Annotated in this window: 14 protein-coding genes; 7 read left to right on the top strand and 7 right to left on the bottom strand. The window is 72.6% G+C overall.

Going from position 1 to position 17,445, the window contains the following annotated elements; genetic code table 11:
- Window positions 1–89 precede the first annotated feature (89 nt).
- Entirely contained in the window at window positions 90–707 is a 618-nt protein-coding gene (locus CCL05_RS15535; protein ID WP_086561094.1) for a LysE family translocator, read from the bottom strand.
- A 111-nt stretch (window positions 708–818) separates the two neighbouring features.
- Here CCL05_RS15535 and CCL05_RS15530 point away from each other — a divergent pair, with 111 nt between their 5' ends.
- Window positions 819–1,271 (top strand): Lrp/AsnC family transcriptional regulator, encoded by a 453-nt coding sequence (locus CCL05_RS15530; RefSeq protein WP_086561093.1) that lies wholly within the window; start codon window positions 819–821, stop codon window positions 1,269–1,271.
- A gap of 20 nt (window positions 1,272–1,291) precedes the next feature.
- Here CCL05_RS15530 and CCL05_RS15525 read toward each other — a convergent pair whose 3' ends face one another.
- The gene (locus CCL05_RS15525; protein ID WP_086561092.1) at window positions 1,292–2,242 is read right to left on the bottom strand and encodes an aminoglycoside phosphotransferase family protein; all 951 of its coding nucleotides are present in this window, start codon (window positions 2,240–2,242) and stop codon (window positions 1,292–1,294) included.
- A 196-nt stretch (window positions 2,243–2,438) separates the two neighbouring features.
- On the opposite strand from CCL05_RS15525, the gene CCL05_RS15520 reads away from it, so the two are divergent.
- From CCL05_RS15520 to CCL05_RS15510, 3 genes are all read left to right on the top strand, one after another.
- Window positions 2,439–3,275, top strand: coding sequence for an alpha/beta fold hydrolase (locus CCL05_RS15520; protein ID WP_086561091.1), 837 nt, complete (start codon window positions 2,439–2,441; stop codon window positions 3,273–3,275).
- Between the two features lie 138 nt (window positions 3,276–3,413).
- Window positions 3,414–4,511 (top strand): AraC-like ligand-binding domain-containing protein, encoded by a 1,098-nt coding sequence (locus CCL05_RS15515; protein ID WP_086561090.1) that lies wholly within the window; start codon window positions 3,414–3,416, stop codon window positions 4,509–4,511.
- Window positions 4,469–5,122: a DUF5701 family protein gene (locus CCL05_RS15510; protein WP_086561110.1), complete on the top strand. Its 654-nt coding sequence runs from the start codon at window positions 4,469–4,471 to the stop codon at window positions 5,120–5,122. The genes CCL05_RS15515 and CCL05_RS15510 overlap by 43 nt, the downstream gene beginning before the upstream one ends.
- Window positions 5,123–5,134: 12 nt before the next feature.
- Here CCL05_RS15510 and CCL05_RS15505 read toward each other — a convergent pair whose 3' ends face one another.
- Both CCL05_RS15505 and proP read right to left on the bottom strand, forming a co-directional pair.
- Entirely contained in the window at window positions 5,135–7,480 is a 2,346-nt protein-coding gene (locus CCL05_RS15505) for a helix-turn-helix domain-containing protein (protein WP_086561089.1), read from the bottom strand.
- Window positions 7,481–7,532: 52 nt separating this feature from the next.
- Window positions 7,533–9,029 carry a glycine betaine/L-proline transporter ProP gene (gene proP / locus CCL05_RS15500; RefSeq protein ID WP_086561088.1) on the bottom strand — a complete coding sequence of 499 codons (1,497 nt, stop codon included), beginning with the start codon at window positions 9,027–9,029 and terminating at the stop codon, window positions 7,533–7,535.
- A gap of 218 nt (window positions 9,030–9,247) precedes the next feature.
- Between proP and CCL05_RS15495 the strand changes: the two genes are divergently transcribed.
- Window positions 9,248–10,759, top strand: coding sequence for an MFS transporter (locus CCL05_RS15495; RefSeq protein WP_107400465.1), 1,512 nt, complete (start codon window positions 9,248–9,250; stop codon window positions 10,757–10,759).
- A 36-nt stretch (window positions 10,760–10,795) separates the two neighbouring features.
- Here the strand turns inward: CCL05_RS15495 and CCL05_RS15490 are convergent, their stop codons facing one another.
- Window positions 10,796–11,296: an ATP-binding protein gene (locus CCL05_RS15490; RefSeq protein WP_086561087.1), complete on the bottom strand. Its 501-nt coding sequence runs from the start codon at window positions 11,294–11,296 to the stop codon at window positions 10,796–10,798.
- 235 nt (window positions 11,297–11,531) lie between these two features.
- Here CCL05_RS15490 and CCL05_RS15485 point away from each other — a divergent pair, with 235 nt between their 5' ends.
- Window positions 11,532–13,274, top strand: coding sequence for a SpoIIE family protein phosphatase (locus tag CCL05_RS15485; RefSeq protein ID WP_086561086.1), 1,743 nt, complete (start codon window positions 11,532–11,534; stop codon window positions 13,272–13,274).
- A gap of 15 nt (window positions 13,275–13,289) precedes the next feature.
- Here the strand turns inward: CCL05_RS15485 and CCL05_RS15480 are convergent, their stop codons facing one another.
- Entirely contained in the window at window positions 13,290–14,297 is a 1,008-nt protein-coding gene (locus CCL05_RS15480; protein WP_086561085.1) for a zinc-dependent alcohol dehydrogenase, read from the bottom strand.
- 102 nt (window positions 14,298–14,399) lie between these two features.
- On the opposite strand from CCL05_RS15480, the gene CCL05_RS15475 reads away from it, so the two are divergent.
- Window positions 14,400–16,115 (top strand): IlvD/Edd family dehydratase, encoded by a 1,716-nt coding sequence (locus CCL05_RS15475; RefSeq protein ID WP_086561084.1) that lies wholly within the window; start codon window positions 14,400–14,402, stop codon window positions 16,113–16,115.
- A gap of 21 nt (window positions 16,116–16,136) precedes the next feature.
- Here the strand turns inward: CCL05_RS15475 and CCL05_RS15470 are convergent, their stop codons facing one another.
- The gene (locus tag CCL05_RS15470; protein ID WP_086561083.1) at window positions 16,137–17,348 is read right to left on the bottom strand and encodes a cytochrome P450; all 1,212 of its coding nucleotides are present in this window, start codon (window positions 17,346–17,348) and stop codon (window positions 16,137–16,139) included.
- Window positions 17,349–17,445: the final 97 nt, after the last annotated feature.

The following is a 17,445-nucleotide window of genomic DNA, read 5'->3' as shown; positions in this document are numbered from 1 at the left end:
GGATGTGACGCCCCTGTCGCTTCCCCGGTCATCATCTCAGGAAGGGCCGCGGAGGACCCGTCGCCGGATTCCCGGGGGCGCACGCACCGTCAGCCGGCCAGCCGTTCCGCCAGCAGGAAGCCGCCGATGACGATCATCATCGCGCCGGAGACGCGGGTGACCGCCCTGGCCGCCGAGGGTCTGGTCCTCAGGACGGTACGGGCCAGGACTCCGACGGTGAGGTAGACGACGGCGCAGGCGGTCATGTGCAGCGTGCCGAGCAGGCCGGTCTGGGTGGCGACCGGCCAGCCGCCCGCGGGGTCGATGAACTGCGGGAACAGCGAGAAGTACAGCAGCAGCGCCTTCGGGTTGAGTCCGCTGATCCCGGCTCCCCTGAGCATGATCCGCAGGCGGGAGGAGCCCACGTCGCCCTCGGGGGCCGTCAGGACGGCCGGCTGCCTCAGCACACCGCAGCCCAGCCACACCAGGTAGCCGGCCCCCGCCACGGTCAGCGCGGTGAGCAGGGTCGCCGAGTTCGCCACGATCACCACCAGGCCCGCGACCGCGAGCAGGGTGTATCCCGCGTATCCGGCGATCAGCCCGGCGACCGCCGGGACGACCGACCGGCCCCTGAGGCCCGCGGTGATCGCGTAGGCCCAGTCCGCGCCGGGAGTGAACACCAGCAGCAGATCCACTGCCAGAAATGCCGCCAGTGTCGTCGTATCCATGGACCGGTCCCTCTCACGTGCCTTGTCGCGAGAGGAAGGCTAGGCCGGATCAGCCCGAAAGTGTTCCCTTCTTTACTCCTTGATCGCGGGATCTGGGGCAGAATCTTCTCCATGGATGCCCTGGACCGGAAGATTCTTACCGAGCTCCAGCTGGACGGCCGTCTCACGGTCACCGAGCTGGCCGCCCGGGTAAAACTGAGCGTCTCGCCCTGCCACCGCCGCCTGCGCGACCTCGAACGCGAAGGCGCGATCCGCGGCTACCGGGCGGTCGTGGACCCGGCCGCCGTGGGCCTGAACTTCGAGGCCCTCGTCTTCGTCACCCTGCACTGGGAGGACGCCGACACCGTCTCCGCGTTCGAAGAAGGCGTGGCCGCCGTCCCGCACGTGCTCCAGGCGCAGCGCCTGTTCGGCGACCCCGACTACCTCCTGCGCGTCGCCACCACCGACCTGGCCGCCTTCCAGCAGCTCTACGACCAGCAGCTCGCCCGGCTGCCCGGCGTCCAGCGCCTGAACTCCACCCTCGTCATGAAACACGTCGTCGACGACCGGCCCCTGCCCGAGTGAGCACGGCCGCCGCCTCGCGCTCAGCCGTCCAGACCACCGGCGAACGGCATCGTCCGCCACTGTTCGACGGCCGGCTTCAACGCATCCACCAGCAGGGGCAGTTGCGGCGCGAGCGCGAGGCAGGCCACCGCGCGGGACATGCCCACGGCGTTGACGACGCGCAGCACACCCTCGTCCAGCCGCCGCAGCCCCCGGCGCTCGGCGGCCGTGTTGTAGGCGGCCTCGCACGCGGGGCCCAGAGCCGCCAGGTCCCACTCGACCGGTCCGAGCGTGGTCAGCTCGAAGTCGGAGTAGAGCTCGCCGTCCCGGGCGGAGACGATGTTGGTGGCGGGGGAGTCCCCGTGGACCGGCTGGAACTCGATGCCGGGGAAGACCGCCTCGAACGCCGCGCGTGAGCTGACGACGGGTTCCAGCACGTCCCACTCGCGGCGCGCGCGGTCCAGGTCGGCCGGGTCCAGCAGGTCGGGCCGCCCTTCGAGCGCGGCAAGTCCCTCGGAGACGAACCGCGGTTCCGCCGCCGACAGGAACGGCAGCTCACCCGGGTACGAGCGCAGCGCGGCGTGCAGGCCGGCGACGAGGCCGGCGTTGTGCGCGTAGTCGGGCTCCGCGCTCTGGTCCAGCTCGACGAACTGCCAGAAGGTCATCGAGAAACCGTCCCGCAGCACGGGCTCCCGCGGCACCAGAGGACTCGGCGGAATCACCGGGTGCCCCTGGTCCGCGAGCCACCCCGCCACATCGAGCTCCAGCCGCTGCCGCGCCCCCTGGGACTCGGGACCGGAGTACGAGGGAAGGACGGTCGGCACCCGCACCACCACGGGGGACGGGGCGAGATGGACCACGACGGAGAACACGTCGTAGAGCACCCTCGCGTCGGTCACCGTGAGCCCCAGATCACGACCCGCGGCGACGGCCGCCGCGCGTGCACGGGACGTGCGGGCGTCGATCTGATCAGGCGTCAAGAATCCTTCCATGCCGACGATGTTGTCACGCCGGTCACGGCGGTGCGACGGATTAACGACCGTCGAACGCGTGCTCCCGTGCGCCCCCGGTCAAGAACGTGCGCCCCCGGTCAAGAACCGGTGCGCTGCCCGGCAACCGGCCGCACGGCTCCGCGCCTAGCGTGGCCGGGTCCGTCACCGGTCACCTTCGAAACGAGGAAGCCAGCGCATGCCGTACATCACCGTGGGCCAGGAGAACTCCACCGCCATAGATCTGTACTACGAGGACCACGGATCCGGGCAGCCGGTCGTCCTCATCCACGGCTTCCCGCTCGACGGCCACTCCTGGGAGCGGCAGAGCGCCGTGCTGCTCGACGCCGGCTACCGCGTGATCACCTACGACCGGCGCGGTTTCGGGCAGTCCTCGCAGCCGACGGCCGGCTACGACTACGACACCTTCGCCGCCGATCTGAACACCGTGATGGAGACCCTCGACCTGCGGGACGCCGTCCTCGTCGGCTTCTCGATGGGCACCGGCGAGGTCGCCCGGTACGTGTCCCGGTACGGCTCCGGCCGGGTCGCCAAGGTCGCCTTCCTCGCCTCGCTGGAGCCCTGCCTGCTCAAGTCAGACGACAACCCGCAGGGCGTCGCCCCGAAGGAGTTCTTCGACGGGATCGTCGCGGCCGTCAAGGCGGACCGCTACGCGTACTACACGGCCTTCTACAAGGACTTCTACAACCTCGACGAGAACCTCGGCACCAGGATCAGCGAGGAGGCCGTCCGCAACAGCTGGCACGTCGCCGCGGGCGGCGGCTTCTTCGCGGCGGCCGCCGCGCCGTCGACCTGGTACACCGACTTCCGGGCCGACATCCCGAAGATCGACGTGCCGGCCCTGATCCTGCACGGCACGGGCGACCGCATCCTGCCCGTGGAGGGCACCGCCCGGCCGTTCCACAAGGCCCTTCCGGCCGCCGACTACGTCGAGATCGAGGGCGCCCCGCACGGTCTGCTCTGGACCCACGCGGAGGAGGTCAACTCGGCACTGCTCGCCTTCCTGGAGAAGTGATCCGGATTCCTCCTCCGGTTCCTCCCCGGATTCTTCCTCCGATTCTTCCTGGACCGCCTCGGGCGGGCATGGTGACATCGTCGAGGCCGGCAGCGCATCAGAGCTGCCGGCCTTCGATGATGCCCAGGGAGGAACCAGGTGTCCGTCGTCCTGTCCACCGCGTCGCTCTCGGCGGCCGACCGCGGTGAGCGCTGGCACCACGCGGTGTCACGCACCTTCATACCGCTCGACGTACACCTCCTCGAGGACGATCCGTCGCCCGGGAGAATCGTCAGCAACCAGCTGGGCTCCTTACGGATCGCGCAGGTCCAGGCCGGCCCGCAGACGGTGACGCGCAGCCGCCGGCTGATCGGGGACGGCAAGGAGCACCTCATCCTCACCCTTCAGCAGCGGGGCACCTCCCTCAAGGAGCAGGACGGGAGACAGGCGCGGATCGGGCCGGGCGACTTCTCCCTGTCCGACTCCACCCGGCTGTTCCGCAAGACCGTGCAGAGCGACTTCTCCTTCACCTCCTTCCAGTTCCCCCGCACGGACCTCCGCGTGCGCGACGAGGACCTGCGGGAGGTGACCGCCACGGCGTTCTCCGGACAGGAGGGCGGCGCCGCACTCGTGGCGGCGTACTTCGCGCGCCTGGCCCGCGAGGCGCCGGGTCTCGACGCCCTCGTCGGCGGCCAGTTCGCGGCCACCGCGCTCGACCTGCTGGCGCTGCTGATCGACGAGCGGTGCGGGCGCTTCGCCTCCCAGGCTCCGGAGGCCGCCGCGGCCACCCTCGTACGCGTCAAGGACCACATCCTGCGCCACCTCGCCGACCCCGGCCTGTCACCGCCCGAAATCGCCGCCGCGCACTTCATGTCCGTCCGCTACCTGCACAAACTGTTCCAGCTGGAGGGCGTGACGGTCGGGGAGTGGATCCGCACACAGCGGCTGGAGCGGTGCCGCAGGGATCTTCTGCGCTCCCCGGCCCTCGGGCACGGGGTCGCGGCCGTCGCCCGGCGCTGGGGTTTCGTCAGCCCCAGCCACTTCAGCCGCGTCTTCCGCGCCGCCTACGGTGTGGCGCCCCGCGAGTGGCAGACACACGGCCTGTCCGGCGACGGGCGGAACGGAGGGGAAAGGGAGGGAACGCCTCCGCGAACCGGCGCGTTGCACAGGAGTTCGCCCACGTCACCGACCTTGGGAGCATCGTGCCCGACACCATGCCCGACCCGTCCACCGTCCTCCCCGCACTCCCGCCCCTGAGCGCGCAGGCCGAGCGGCTGATCGAGCTGGGGGTGCACGAGACCGCCGGGCTCTCGGCCGACGAGATCCGTACGTTCGCCGCCGGAACCGACGGCGAGGGCGCCCTGCTGGCCGTGCACCCGGACAGAGCCCCCGCCTCCGCCCTGGCGCCGCTGCTGCGCCGCGACGGCAAACCGGGCTTCGTCGTCGTCGACATGCCCGACGTCGACGCGTTCACGCCCTGTGCCGTCGAACTGCCCGACGCCCCGCTCTACGCCGTCACCGGCCTCGACCGCGGTGACCACATGGCCAACTGGAGCCCGGACGAGGCCCTGCCCGCCCTCACCAAGGAGGACCGCACCCCGCTGCTGCTCACCGAGGGCATCCACTGGGTGCTCCAGCAGCCGGACGCCCTGGAGCGCAACCGCTGCTTCATGACCATCGGCTCCCGGCTGCGCAAGCCCGACGGCAGCCTGGACGCCCGCACTCCGGCGATCTGGATCAGCAACGGCACCGGGCGCGACGGCCGCGAGCGCCGCAACGCCCCGAAGGTCGGCTGGTGCTGGTGGAACAACCGTCACACCTGGCTGGGCTTCGCCTCCACGACGGGCCGCAGGCCCTGGAGGGGGTGACCGCCGGCCCCGTCACTGCCCGAACCGGGTCGGTGGCGGCGGCTGGCCCGAGGTCAGGGCGGTGAGGCCCGCGCGGGCCTCGTCCCGCAGGTCCGCGGGCAGGCGCTCGTCCAGCGCGAGCGCGGCGCGGTACTCGGCGGCGGCCTCGGCGCGCTCGCCGAGGTGGGCGAGTGCGTGGGCCAGATGGAGGTGGACCGTGCCGGCCTGCTTGTCCCAGCCGCGGGCGTCGAACTGCCCGCGTATGGAGCGCAGCGCGTCGGCCGCCTCCCGCCAGTGCCCCTGGTCGAGATGGACGAACGACACCGCGTAGACGGCGGACAGGACGGTGAACTCCCGTACGTTCGGCGGAATCCGGCCGCGGTGGCGGGGGTCCGCGAGCGTTTCCGTGATGCCCCGGTAGGTCTCGACGGCCGCCTCCGCGTGCCCGGCCGTGCGCAGCACCCTGACCACCCCGCAGGACACCTGCAGGTATCCGTTGACGTCGTCCGCGTCGGTGAACAGCCGCATGGCGCGCTGGTAGTGGCCGGCGGCGGGCGGCAGATCGTCGACCGCGTCCAGCAGCCAGCCGAGGTACGCGTGGGACCAGGCCTGCTGGAGAACGTTCCCGGCCGTCCCGGCGAGACGCAGCGCGCGGGTGGCGGCCGCCACCGCCTCGTCGTGCCGGCGGGCACAGGCCCAGTACGCCCACGCCAGGTAGTTGCGGTGGGTCGCCTCCAGCCCCGCGTCGCCCAGCGCGGCTCCGGCCGCGGCGGCACGCTCGTAGACCTCGACCCAGTGGGGCCAGGACACCCAGTGGTCGGAGAACCAGTGCATGGCCTCCGCGACGTCGACGACCCTGGCGTGCTCGCCGTGCGCCGCGGCCTCCCGGAACGCGGCCAGCCAGGTGTCGCTCTCGGCCTTGATCCAGCGCGCCGCCCGCTCACGGTCGTCCAGGGCGACGAGCCGGCCGGGGTCGGGCGGCGGCATGCCGTAGTCCGGCTCGTACCAGCGGCCGGCGAGGACGGCCGTGTCGAGCAGCCAGTGCCGTAGCCGGGACCGCGCGGTGACCGACCGCTCCGGCGTGTCGTCCGCGCGGTGGCGGGAGCCCGCGTAGAGGCGGAGCAGGTCGTGCAGGCGGTAGCGGTCCTGACGGGATGTCATCAGCAGGCCCGCCTCCAGCAGTTCCTCCAGGAGGTCCTCGGCCTCGTGCAGGGGGGCACCCGCGAGCACGGCGGCCGGCGCGACGCCGAAGTCTCCTCCCGGTACGAGCGACAGCAGCCGGAACATCCGGGCGGCCTCGGGAGCGAGACGGGAGTAGGACAGCGCGAAGGCGGAGCTGACGCGCAGGTCACCCGCGCTGAGGGCGTCCAGCCTGCGCTCCTCGTCGGCGAGCCGGTCGGCCAGCCGCCGCAGGCTCCAGTTGGTGCGCGTGGCGGCCCAGTTCGCGGCCACCCGCAGGGCCAGGGGGAGATGACCGCACAGCTCGGTCACCGTGGTCGCGGCCGCCGGCTCCGCGTCCACGCGCCCGGCCCCCACGACGGCACGCAGCAGGGCGGCGGACTCCCGCCGGGGCAGCGCACCGAGCTCGACGCGCCGGACTCCCTCCAGACCGGCGAGAGTACGGCGGCTCGTCACCACCACGAGCAGCCGCCCCTGGCGCGGCAGCAGTGGCCTGACCTGGGCCTCGCTGCCGGCGTTGTCCAGCACCAGGACCGCGCGGAGCCCGGCGGCTATCTCGTGGTACCGGGCGAGACGCTCCTCGGCGGTGAGCCCGACCAACTCGGCGTCCGCCACGCCCCACGACCCCAGCAGCCCCGATGCGACCTGGCCGGCCGGCAGCGGCCGCTCGTCCAGCCCCCGCATGTCCACGAGGAACGCCCCGTCGGGACATCCGGACGCCTCCAGCTCCTCGGCCAGCCGAACCGCCAGCGTGGTCTTGCCGCTCCCGGGAGAGCCGGACACGACGGCCGCGGGCGGAGCGGCGGCGAGCGGGGTGTGCGCCGTCCCGCCTTCGGCGACCTCCCGCGCGAGGGCGCGCAGTGAGGCCAGTTCCGCCTCCCGGCCGACGAAATCGCGCACACCCCTGGGCAGCGTGTACGGCGAGGCCCTCACGCACCCGGCGGGCCGGGCGCCGGGGCGGGCCGCGCGGGCGGCGGCGAGCAACCGGGCGTGCGTCGCCTCGTCCAGGTCCAGGCCCTGGGCGAGGGCGGTGACGGTGCCACGGTGCGGACGCCGGCTCCGGCCCCGCTCCATGTCACCGATGGCACGCCCCGAGACCCCCGACGCCTCGGCCAGTTCCTCGATCGTCAGCCGACGGCTCTGCCGTAACTCCCGCAACAGCCGCCCGAACGGCGCGGAGAGCCCCCCTGCTGTGCTCACCGCGCGATGATACGCGCGCCCGCCGGGGCGAAGCCGCGGAAGACCACCTCGGTCAGAACCTGGGGCGAGGGGCCAGCTCCTCGACGATCTGCGCGGCCTCGGCCTCCGTCTCCACCGACGGCGGCGAACCGGCCAGGGGCTGGTTGGCGGTCTCCTTCATGCACAGCACGGCGATGACGCCGATGACCGCGGCCCCCGTGGAGTAGTAGGCCGGCATGAGGGTCGAGTCGAAGGCACTGATCAGTGCGGTGATCACCAGGGGAGTCGTACCGCCGAAGATCGAGGTGGCCAGGTTGTAGGCGACCGAGAGGGAGCCGTACCGGACATGGGTCGGAAAGATCGCCGGGAGCGCCGCCGACATCGTGCCGAGCATCGTCACCAGGGAGAGCCCCAGCAGGAGCAGCCCCAGGGCGATCAGGACGACACTGCCCTGCCGGATGAGCAGGAAGGACGGCACGGACAGGCAGAGGAAGCCGAGCATCCCCGCCATCAGCAGCGGCCTGCGCCCGAAGCGGTCCGACAGCCGTCCGACCTGGTTGATGACACACATCTGGAGCACCATCACGATCAGCAGGATCAGCAGCCCGTGGTTGGTCTCGTAGCCCAGCTCGTCGGACAGGTACGTCGGCATGTACGACAGCAGCATGTAGTCGGTGATGTTGTACGCCGCGACCAGCGCGAGGCACAGCAGCAGCGGCCGCCAGTACCGGGTGAAGATCTTGCCGAGGTCGGCGGCGGCCGAGGTCTCCACGGAATCGGCGGCCTCGCTCGCCTTGACCTGGCCGCCCTCCAGCTTCTGGAAGGCGGGCGTCTCGTCCAGCTTCAGCCGCAGGTAGAGGCCGATGAAGCCGAGCGGGGCGGCGACCAGGAAGGGGATGCGCCAGCCCCACGCCAGCATCTGATCGGCGCTGAGGAGCATCTGGAGGACGACGACGAGGCCGGAGGCCCCGACATACCCGGCGAGCGTGCCCAGCTCCAGGAAGCTGCCGAAGAAGCCGCGCCGCTTGTCGGGCGCGTACTCCGCGATGAACGTCGAGGCGCCTCCGTACTCCCCGCCGGTCGAGAACCCCTGCACCAGCCGGAAGAAGATCAGCAGGGCCGGGGCCCACAGACCGATGACGGCGTGCGAGGGGACCAGGCCGATGGCGAAGGTCCCCACCGCCATCATGATCATGGTGAGGGAGAGGATGCGCTTGCGGCCGACCTTGTCGCCGAGCGGCCCGAACACCATGCCGCCGAGCGGCCGCACGAGGAAGGCCACCGCGAACGTCGCGAAGGAGCTGAGCAGCTGCGCGGTGTCGTTCCCCGAGGGGAAGAACACCTTCCCGATGGTCGAGGCCAGATAGCTGTAGATGCCGAAGTCGTACCACTCCATCGCGTTGCCGAGGGCGGCCGCCTTCGTGGCGCGCTTGACCGCCGCCTCGTCGGTCACGGTGATGTCGCTGCGGCGCAGCTTCGGGTGGCGTCGTTTCTCGATCGCCCGGAACAGCACCCGGTGTCGTCTCACGGCTGCGGGATCCACCGGCTCGTCGTTGTCGGGCGCCGCCATCACGTCGTTCCTTTCGCCGATCGTCTGTGCCAACCACAACGCCTGCACAGATCTCGCGCGCTCAAACGAACCCCTTCACGCGGCGCCCGGACGACTACCGAGGGTAATGGCCGGATGCTTTCGGTGAGGCCCGCGCTGCCCGCCGGCCGCGGTGTGTCCGGCGCCCCGGAGGGGGAACTTGGTTCGCCGCGGTGCCCACCCGGTGAAAGGAGCCCCCTGTGACAGCGTCAGCGGCGGGCGACCGGAACCAGGACGCGCAGGAGGCCGGATACCAGCCGGATCCGCGCCGGTGGCGGGCCCTGTGGGTCACCCTGGTGGCCGGCTTCATGAGCCTGCTGGACGTCTCGATCGTGGCGGTCGCCCTGCCCTCGATCCAGCGCGGCCTGGACGCCTCTCCCGCGCAGGTGCAGTGGGTGGTGTCGGGCTACGCCCTCACCTTCGCTCTCGCGCTCGTCACCGCCGGCCGCCTCGGAGACGCGCTGGGCCGGCGTCGCATCTTCCTGCTGGCCCTCAGCGGTTTCGTGCTCTTCAGCGTGGCCTGCGGGGCGGCCCCCGGCATCACGCTGCTGGTGGTGGCCCGCCTCGCCCAGGGCCTGGCGGCCGGGTTCATGGCCCCCCAGAACTCCGCGCTCATCCAGCAGATGTTCCGCGGCGGCGAACGCGGCCGTGCCTTCGGCTTCTTCGGCGCCACCGTCGGCGTCTCGTCCGCCGTCGGCCCGCTCGCCGGCGGCCTGATCCTCGCCCTGGCCTCCGGCGACCAGGGCTGGCGGTGGATCTTCTACGTCAACGTGCCCATCGGGATCCTCGCCGTCCTCCTCGGCCGCCGTCTGCTGCCCCGCACCCGGCGCTCCGGCCGGCAGCACGTGGACCTGCCCGGCGTCCTGCTCCTCGGCCTCGGCGTCCTCGCGCTGATGTATCCGCTGGTCCAGGCGGGCTCCGGCGGACTCGGCCGGCTGTGGTGGCTGTTCCCCGCCGGTGCCGTGATCCTCTACGGTTTCACCCGGTGGCAGCGTCGCCTCGTCGCGCGGGACGTCCAGCCGCTGCTCGATCCGCGCCTGTTCACCACCGTGCGCGGCTACGCGGTCGGCGCCGGCGTCGGCACGCTCTACTTCATCGGCTTCAGCGGTGTCTGGCTGGTCTTCGCGCTCTTCTACCAGCACGGCCTGGGCTTCTCCCCGCTCCGGTCCGGCCTCGCCGTGACGCCCTTCGCCCTCGGCTCGGCCTGCGGAGCCGCGGTCGCCGGCCGGCTGGTGGACCGGCTCGGCCGCATGCTCACCGTGGGCGGCCTCACGGCCGTGATCGCCGGCCTCGGCGGCACCGCGCTGCTGCTCCGCTTCGCGCCCCTGGACATCGCGCCCTGGGTCGCCGCCCCGGTGCTGTTCCTCGGCGGCGTCGGCAGCGGCTGCGTGATCTCACCGAACATCACCATGACGCTGCGCGACGTGCCCGTGCGGATGGCCGGCGCGGCGGGCGGCGTCCTCCAGACCGGGCAGCGGCTCGGCGCCGCGGTGGGCACCGCCGCCCTGCCGGGCCTCTTCTACGTGGTGCTCGGCAGCGGCGACGACTACCGCGGCGCCCTCGCCACCGCGCTGGGCGCCGCCCTCCTCGGCATGCTGGCCTCCCTGGCCCTGGCGACCTCCGACTTCAGGCGCGACCGGCGGACGCGGCAGCGGCACGGGACGTGCCCGGAGGACGTGGCCAACAGCCCGATACACGCCCGGCAGAACTGATGTCCGCGGCGTGCCGGCCGAGTACGGGGACCGGGCTCAGCCGGCGGCCAGCACCGCCTTCCCGGCGCCGGCGCTCACCTGGTCGCTCGGGACCAGCCGCAGGTAGGCGGTGATCTGCTTTCCCCTGGGGCGGCGTGCCACGGCGACCCGGTCGCTGACCGTGTGCACGAGCCGCAGTCCATGGCCTCCGACGCGGAACCGGTCGCCCTCCTGTACCGCGGGCTGCTCCGCCGAGGTGTCCCGCACGGTGATGGCCAGCCTTCCCCGGAACAGCCGCAGGATCAGCTCGCAGGGCCCGGGAGCATGCCGGATGGCGTTGGTCACCAGTTCGCTGACGACGAGTTCGGCATCCATGGCCGAGGAGGCCGGAATCGGCGTGAGGGCGGTGCGCGGGCCATGGGCGAGGAAGGCGCGCAGGGCCAGACGTGCGTCGACGGCGCTTGCCGCGCCGTCCGCCCAGGCCGCGCCGAAACGCAGCGTGGCGTGCTCGTCCGCGCCCGGCCGATCTGCCGCCTGCTTCCCAAGCGGGTGGACCATACGGAGGCTCTTTCGTTGTGTTCGCCCATGTCGGGCTGCTCTGTCGCCCTGCGTTTACCCGGGTGCGGACCACACATACCAGGGCAACCCCCGGGCATTCCGGGGCTGCCCGGATCGGCAGAGCCACGCGGGGCTGGTTTCGCCACGACGGGGCACACGGGGAACGCCGGTCGGCAGCCCGCGGGGGACGGGCCGACGGCCGGCAGGGGCGACCGATCAGCAAGGAGGCGACGACATGGCAGGGCCGGACCGTACGGAGACCGCCGCGCACCAGCCCGTGGCCGTGCTCGACACCTCGCTGACCCGAGGCCTGGAGGCCATCGGAACCGGGGCCTACGTCGTGGACGAGGAGGGCCGCATCCTCGCGGTCAACACCCGCGCCCGGGACCTGCTCGCCCGCACCACCGAGGACCTGCTCGGGCACGACGCGCACGACCTGCTGCACCGGGACGCCCACGGGCAGCCGCTGCCCACGTCCCGGTGCGGAATGCGGCAGGCCTTCCACGCCGGGCGGACCGCCCAGGGGGAGGAGGACTACTTCGCACGCGGAGACGGCTCCCTGCTGCCCATCGCCTGGCTGCTCACCCCTTACGACATCGGGGACGCCGGAGCCGGCACGCTCGTCGTCTTCCACACCGTCGGACACACCCCGGAAACCGGCTCGCGGCCGGAGCCGACGGCCGGGCCGTTGCGGGAGCTGGAACGACTGGCCCTGCTGGCCGACGCCACCACGCGGCTGACCTCCACGCTCGACGACGACGAGGCGCTGGAACGCCTGGTGAGCCTGGTCGTGCCCCGGCTGGCGGACTGGGTGATCGTCGACCTGATCACCGAGCACGACGAAGTCTGGCGGACCGCCGTCGTCCACGCCGAGGGCGGCGCCCTGGTGCGCCGGGACGACCTTCAGGGCCCGATGCCACCGGTCCCGGAGGAGTCCCCGATGCCCCTGTCCAGAGCCCTGCGCGGCGTGGCCTCCACGGTGGCCGGGCCGGGCACCTACCAGCGCGAACCGGATTCCGGCATCGCGGTCGAGCAGCGCCGGCTGTTCGACGCCACGGGCATGCACTCGGCGGCCATCGCGCCCATCCGCAGCACCCGCGCGGTGCTGGGGGCCCTGACCCTCGGCCGGGCCGAGGACCCGGTCGCCTTCACCTCCGCCGATCTCCCGCTGGTCGAGGACATCGCACGCCGGGCCGGCCTCGCCCTGGACAACGCCCGCCTGTACCAGCGCCAGCGCAAGGTCGCCGAGACCATGCAGAACCACCTGCTGCCCCAGATGCCGGGGGTCCCGGGCCTCCAGATGACCGTCCGCTACCTGCCCGCCCCCGACGCCTCACAGGTCGGCGGCGACTGGTACGACGCCTTCCCCCTGTCCGACGGATCCACCGCCCTGGCCGTCGGGGACGTCGTCGGGCACGACCTGGAGGCGGCGGCCGGCATGGCCCAGGTGCGCAACATGCTCCGCGCCTACGCCTGGTCCCAGCACGAATCGCCCAGCCGGATCGTCACACGGCTCGACGAAGCGCTCCAGCACATCACGGACGTCGACATGGCCACGATGGTCTTCGCCCGGATCGAGGCGGCCGGCGACGGCCAGTGGCGGCTGTCCTGGACCAACGCGGGCCACCCGCCGCCCCTGCTGATCAGCCGCGACGGCCTGGCGCGCTACCTCACCGACGGCCACGGCATCGTCCTGGGCACCGGGGCCGATCACAGCCCGCGCCCCGACGCCACGACCCTGCTCGCGCCCGGATCCACCCTCGTGCTGTACACCGACGGTCTGATCGAAGCACCCGGCCACAGCCTCGACGAGGGCCTGAACCGGCTGCGCCGGCACGCCGCCGCCCTCGCCCACCGCCCCCTGTCCTCCTTCACCGACCACCTGCTGGGCCGTGTCCGCCCCGCCGACAACGACGACGACGTCGCCCTCCTGGCCCTGCGCACACCTGCCCCCAAGGCATCAGCCGCCGGTCGGTGACCCGACGTCGGGCCCTCAGGGTTCGACATGGATCTTGGGGCCGGGCCCGGAGCCGGCCGGGCGCTCGCCGGCGAGGACGGGGCCCACCGCGTCGAGGCCCACGGTGGTGGCGACCAGCGGTCTGGGATCGACCGATCCGTCGGCGTACGCCCGGATGGTGGCGTCGAGGCCGGGGGAGGCGGACAGGACACCGGTCGCGGTCACGTCCTTGAGGACGAGCGTGCGGGTGTCGACCTTGCTGGGCTCGCCGGCCAGCCCGATGTACACGAGACGGCCCCCGGGCTCGACCAGCTCCAGGGCCAGATCCGGCAGCGAGGCGGCGTTCGAGGCGTCGACCACCGCGTCGAACGGCACGTCCGGGACGGAGTTCCGCGTCCACACGTGCTCGAAGCCCAGGGAGCGGGCGAAGTTGAGGGAGCTCTCCGTCGTACCCAGGAGGTGCACCTCGGCACCGGACGCGCGCAGGAACATCGCCACCAGCAGCCCGATCGTCCCCGGGCCCAGGACCAGGGCGCGTTCCCCGGGCGCAGGCTTGGCGGCCCGGGCGGCGCGCAGGGCGTTGCCGCCGGGCTCGACGAGCGCGCCGAGCACGGCGTCGACGGAGTCGGGCAGGGCGTGCAACGAGGAGGCGGGTACGGCGAGTTGCTCCGCCAGCGCACCGGGCAGGCCCCCGCGTATGCCGACCTCCCGCCGCCGCTCGCACACATGCCGGCGGCCGCGCCGGCAGCGGCGGCAGGAGCCGCAGCCGAGCATGGTGTCGCCCATGACGCGGCGGCCGAGCCAGGCGGGATCGACACCGTCACCGACGGCCGCCACCCGCCCGGCCCACTCGTGGCCCGGCCGCATCGGGTAGGTGGAGTGGCCTTGGCGGAGGTAGGCCATCGTGCCGGTGAAGAACTCCGCGTCCGTGCCGCACACCCCGACCCGCTCGACGTCGACGACGACCTCACCGGGACCGGCCACCGGCGCCGGGAGCTCCTGGACCTCGTACGCGCCGGGCCCGGTCAGGACGAACGCGCGCATCACAGGGCGGCGCACGGTGGGCGTGTCGCTCGGTCGACCGTCTGCCTATGCTTCATGACGTTCCGGAATCTAGACCGCTGTACCGTCCATTGGAAGGGCTCCATGGAGAGACTCCGCAGCGCGCAGTGGTACGAGGGACAGGACCGCAACGCCTACATCCACCGGGCATGGATGCGGCGCGGCGTGCCCGGCGACGCGTTCAGCGGCCGGCCGCAGATCGCCATCGCCAACACCGCCTCGGACCTGACTCCGTGCAACGCGCATCTGAACGAGGTCGCGGCCTCGGTGCGCAACGGCGTGTACGAGGCGGGCGGCATCCCGCTGGACCTGCCCGTGGTGTCGCTGGGCGAGACCCAGGTGCGGCCCACCGCCATGCTGTGGCGGAACATGGCCGCGATGGCCACGGAGGAGATGCTGCGGGCCAACCCCGTCGACGGCGTCGTCCTGCTCGGCGGCTGCGACAAGACGATCCCCTCGCTGCTCATGGCCGCCGCCTCGGTGGACCTGCCCGCGGTGGTGGTCCCCGGCGGTCCCATGCTCAACGGCACCTTCCGCGGCGGTCTGCTGGGCTGCGGCACCGGGGTGTGGCAGCTGTCGGAGGAGGTCCGCGCGGGCACGCTCTCCCAGGAGGAGTTCACCCGCTCCGAGTCGGCGATGATCCGCAGCCGCGGCCACTGCAACACCATGGGCACGGCCTCGACGATGGCGCTGGTGGCGGAGGCGCTCGGCACGGTCCTGCCCGGCACGGCCGGGACCCCCGCCCCCGACAGCCGGCTGCTGGAGGCCGCGCACCACACCGGCCGGCTGGCGGTGGACATGGTGGGCGCCGGACGGCGGCCCGCGACCTTCCTGACCGAGGCGTCCTTCCACAACGCGATCGTCGCGCTGGCCGCCATCGGCGGCTCGACCAACGCCGTCGTCCACCTCCTGGCCATCGCGGGCCGGCTGGGCGTCGACCTGTCGCTCGACGACTTCGACCGCATCGGCTCCCGCGTGCCGGTCCTGGTGGACCTCCAGCCGGCCGGCCGCTTCCTCATGGAGGACTTCCACCGTGCCGGGGGTCTGCTCGCCGTGCTGCGCGAGGTGCGCGACCTGCTCGACCCCGACGCGCTGACCGTCACCGGCAGGCCGCTCGTCGCCTGCCTGGACGACGCCGGGATCTGGGACGGCGAGGTCATCCGCACCCGCGGCCGGCCGCTGGTCGCCGAGGGCGGCATCGCCGTCCTGCGCGGCAACCTCGCCCCCGACGGCGCGCTCGTCAAACCGGCCGCCGCCTCCCCGCACCTGCTCCGGCACCGGGGCCGGGCCGTCGTCTTCGACAGCATCGAGGACTTCCGCGCCCGGATCGACGACCCCGGTCTCGACGTCGACGCCGACTCCGTGCTGGTGCTGCGCGGCTGCGGCCCCAAGGGCTATCCGGGCATGCCCGAGGTCGCCAACATGCCGTTGCCGAAGAAGCTGCTGGAACAGGGCGTGCGGGACATGGTCCGGGTCTGCGACGGCCGGATGAGCGGCACCGCGTACGGCACGGTCGTCCTGCACGTGGCCCCCGAGGCCGCGGCCGGCGGCCCTCTCGCCCTCGTACGGACCGGGGACTTCATCACCCTCGACGTCGAGGCCCGCCGCATCGACGTCGACGTGCCCGACGCCGAACTAGCCCGCAGAACCCCCGGCCAGGCCACCGTCACCGGCTTCGCCGCTCCCCGGCGCGGCTGGGAACGCCTCTACGTCGACCACGTCCTGCAGGCCGACACCGGAGCCGACCTCGACTTCCTCGTCGGCTCCAGCGGCTCCGAGGTGACCCGTGAGTCGCACTGACACCGGGTCACCCCGGGGCATTCACCACGTCACGGGCAGCTCCGTGACGCCACCGGTGAGGGTGGTGCGCACCTCCAGCTCGTCCAGCTCCTTGGCGAGCCGCAGCCCGGGCAGACGGCGGGCCAGCGTGGCGAACACGATGCGCAACTCCACCCGGGCCAGGCTCGCGCCGATGCAGAAGTGCACGCCGTGGCCGAAACCGAGGTGGGTGCGCTCGGGGCGGTCGGGGTCGAAGGTCTCGGCGTCCGTGTAGACGGAGGCGTCGCGGTTGGCGGCGTTGACCGACAGGACCACGGCGTCGCCGCGCCGGATGGTGACACCGGCGACGTCGACGTCGGTGTGCGCGTACCGCAGCAGCCCGAGGTCGCCGGGCGCGCCCAGCCGCATGATCTCCTCGACGGTGGCGTTGACCCGGCCGTCGGGGTCGGCGGTCAGCGCCCGCCACTGGTCGAGACGCGTGAGCAGGAAGAGGATGCCCAGGCCGATGCGGTTGACGGTGGTCTCGTGGCCGGCGAACAGCAGCCCGACGCAGAGCTGGATCATGTCGGCGTAGTCGTAGTCCGCGTCGGTGCTCTGCGCGCGGACGAGGTCGGAGATCACGTCCTCGCCCGGCTGCGCGCGCTTGGTCTCGGCCAGTTTGGTCATGTACGCGTTGAACTCGTCCCGCGCCCGGTGGGCTTCGTCGCCGATGGCGTAGTTGGACATGCGCTCCGACAGCGAGGCGAAGAGCTCACGGTCGCTCTCCGGCACCCCGAGCAGCCGGCAGATGACCGCGACCGGCAGCGGGAAGGCCAGCCCGGCATGCAGGTCGACGACCCGGTCGGGGGCGGCGGCGTGCTCGGTGATCAGCCGGTCGACGCACGTGTCGACCAGGTGCTGGACGTGGTCGGAGAGCATCCGCATCCGCTTGGCCGAGAACGCCGGTGTCAGCAGCCGGCGCATCCGCGTGTGGTCGGCCTCCTCGGTGGCGTAGTTGCCCGTGGGTCCGTCCAGGACGGCGGCGGACGTCAGCCGGGAGGCCCGCTCCGGCTCGGGGTGGGAGCGGCCGAGTCGCTTGTCGCCGAGCAGGTCGCGCACCTCCTCGAAGCGGGTGACCAGCCAGGCGGGGTCACCGGCCGGTGTGGTGACCGGCGTGACCGGCGCCTCGCGGCGCAGGACGTCGTAGAGAGGTGCGAGGTCGAGAACGTTCGGCCTCGGGAAGGGCAGTTGCTGACGCTCGGCGGTAACGCTCATGGCGCTCCTCCTGTGATCTCCGCATGCGATCTTCGAGCCGTCCCGACCGTAGCAGTTTATTGGCAGTAACTGTCATTAAAGTTTCGGCCAGTCGTCT

This window comes from Streptomyces africanus (assembly GCF_002150735.1).
In the GTDB taxonomy this organism is placed as follows: domain Bacteria; phylum Actinomycetota; class Actinomycetes; order Streptomycetales; family Streptomycetaceae; genus Streptomyces; species Streptomyces africanus.
This window is presented reverse-complemented; position numbering and strand designations above follow the sequence as displayed.